This is a genomic window from Devosia sp. (assembly GCF_034675085.1).
Taxonomy (GTDB): domain Bacteria; phylum Pseudomonadota; class Alphaproteobacteria; order Rhizobiales; family Devosiaceae; genus Devosia.
On record NZ_JAUCDN010000414.1, the window covers coordinates 1 to 2,378 of the forward strand.

Here is a 2,378-nt window from a genome sequence, read left to right on the forward strand (position 1 = left end):
AGGCCGATCTCGACCGGCGCCTGCGCCAGCTCACCGGGCGCTATGAGGCCGAGGACGCCGAGGCCAGCTTTTATGCCCAGGTCGACCTGCCCACCGCCAATCCGGTGCGGGCCCTGCTCGATTTCGCCGATCGCTCCGGCCCGGCCATCGCCGCCATGCTTGAGGAGCGCAGCATCGGCAGGGCCGTTCTCGACATCGCCTTCGACTATCCCGAAGAGGGCGAATCCATGTCGGCGCGCATCCCCGCCCATGCCGCCGCCGCCATTGCCGGCCACGGCATCGACCTCGAAATCTCGGTCTATCTCACCGATGTCGAGGAAGACGACGACGACTGAGCCTCAGGCGTCGCGGCTGGCCTCGGTGGCGCTGGCCAGCTCATAGGCCTCTTCCGCGCTCAGCCCCTCCGCTTCGGGCCGCAATACGCCCCATTCGGCCCGCCACAGGTTTTCGGCCGGCAGCTTGACCGCAATTTCGGCAAAGCCGCCCTCCTCCCGCCGCGCCCGCGCCAGTTTCAGGGCTTCCGGCACCGCCAGCGGCCCCACCCGGCCCGGCGGCACTTGCCCCCGCGCGGGCCAGTCCACCATGGCCAGCACCTCGCCCTGCGCCGTGCGTCCCAGGGTCAGGACGATGGCGTCGGCGGCCGAGCTGGCGCTGTCGATACGACGAAAAATCTCCATCTCGCTCTCCTTTTGCTGAAACAAGTGTGATCGGGCCGGATCGTTCCGCGCGGGAGCTATTCGCCCCGACCGCCGTTATGCCCTCTGGCGGGCCGACGGTTTGCGGGGCCAGACCGACAGGAGCAGATTTGTGACATCCAACAGCGAGGACCCCTGGGTCGATCCTGTCTTCGACCGGGCAGTGCGGGAAACTGCCTATTTTCTGTGGGAACAGGATGGGCGCCCCGAGGGGCGCGAGCAGCAATACTGGTTCGCCGCGCTCGACCGCTGCCTGCGCGAGCGCCAGGCCGATGCTTTGCTCAAGACCGACCCGCCCAACCCCGAACCCGGCCAGTAGATGCGAGAGGACGCCACGCCCTTTTAAAGCGTTTCGGACACGTCGGGGCCGGCGGCGGTGATCAGATCGCGCCCGAAGACGCCGCTGGCGCGCGGCACCAGCCGCACCACCGAATAGCCCTCGTCGCGCAGCCGCGCCAGAACCAGCGGCAGCGTCTCCACCGTGCGGGCATGAATGTCGTGGAACAGGATGATGCCGCTGCCCCGCGCGCGCAGCCGCGCCATGGTGCGCTCGACGATGGTCGCCGGCGCGTCGCGGTAATAATCCTTGCTGTCGATATCGACATCCAGCACAACGGCGCTGCTTTGCAGCAGGCTGGTGCGCAGGAAGCCGGTCTGGGCCAGATAGGGGAAGCGGAAGAAGGGCGATATGGTCTGCCCGCCTCGCGCCAGCGCCGCCTGCACCGCGTCTTCTCCCTTGGCGATTTCGTCCAGCGCCGCCTGCCGGCTCAGCTGGCTCAGGTCGACATGGCCATAGGTATGGCTGCCCACCGTATGCCCGCTTCTGGCCACCTGCTGGGCCAGCGCCGGATGCGCCTCCGCCGAGGCGCCCAGCATCAGGAAAGTGGCGCGCACGTTGAAGTCCGCCAGCGTCGCCAGAATGGCATTGGTGCGGCCCGGCCGCGGGCCATCGTCGAAGGTGAGCACCACCTCGCCGGGGCGCAACACGATATCGGCGGTGCTCGACACCGCCAGCGTGCGCCCGCCCAGCGCGCCATGCGAGAACAGTTGCTGCGGCATGGGCCGCTCGGCGATCCGATCGGCCACGGTCTGAACGCTCCTTGTCACCAGCGCCGCATCGGCGGCGGAGCGGGCACTGGCCAATGGCGCCTCGCTGGGCGGCTTGGCGCAGCCGGCAAGCAGGCATCCGGTCGCCACGAGGCAGAAGAGGAAACGCGAAAGCGACACAGCCCGAACCCAGCTCCATGGCAACCGGGTTCAATTTTTACGATTATGGTTAATGTTCGCTTTTCAAGGACTTAAGAATTCCTTACTCCGCCGGCTTTTTCGCCCGTCGCCCCAGCGTATCGAGCGCGCTGAGAAAGGCCGAGCGGTCGGCGGGGCGGAAGCCGGGATTATATCCCGCGATTTCCCCGGTTTCGCGCAAATGCTGCTTGAGATCGCGCATGGCCAGCGCCATGCCGATGGAGGCGGGCGTGAACGGCTTGCCGGTGAAGCCGAGCACGTGGCAGCCCTTGTCGATGGCGCGGCTGGCCAGCGGAATGTCGGCGGTCAGCACGATATCGCCGGCCTGCGCCTGTTCGACGATCCAGTCATCGGCCGCATCGGCGCCCGCCGGCACCACCACCACCTGCACCATGGGGTCGCGCGAGGGACGGATGCCCCCATTGCTGACGAAGACGA

At 67.7% G+C, this 2,378-nt stretch carries 5 protein-coding genes; 2 read left to right on the forward strand and 3 right to left on the reverse strand.

All coding sequences use genetic code 11. The features are described 5' to 3' along the window. Positions 1–335: hypothetical protein (locus VDP82_RS17095; protein WP_323016027.1), on the forward strand; the 335-nt coding region annotated here is incomplete at its 5' end. Positions 336–338: 3 nt separating this feature from the next. Here VDP82_RS17095 and VDP82_RS17100 read toward each other — a convergent pair. Further along, entirely contained in the window at positions 339–677 is a 339-nt protein-coding gene (locus tag VDP82_RS17100) for a hypothetical protein (protein WP_323016028.1), read from the reverse strand. A 130-nt stretch (positions 678–807) separates the two neighbouring features. Between VDP82_RS17100 and VDP82_RS17105 the strand changes: the two genes are divergently transcribed. Further along, positions 808–1,014, forward strand: a complete 207-nt coding sequence (locus VDP82_RS17105; RefSeq protein ID WP_323016029.1) for a DUF2934 domain-containing protein — start codon at positions 808–810, stop codon at positions 1,012–1,014. Positions 1,015–1,037: 23 nt separating this feature from the next. Here VDP82_RS17105 and VDP82_RS17110 read toward each other — a convergent pair whose 3' ends face one another. Then, positions 1,038–1,922, reverse strand: a complete 885-nt coding sequence (locus VDP82_RS17110) for a polysaccharide deacetylase family protein (protein WP_323016030.1) — start codon at positions 1,920–1,922, stop codon at positions 1,038–1,040. Positions 1,923–2,004: 82 nt separating this feature from the next. Beyond that, a partial coding sequence (locus VDP82_RS17115) for a DUF188 domain-containing protein (RefSeq protein WP_323016031.1) occupies positions 2,005–2,378 on the reverse strand: 374 nt, incomplete at its 5' end.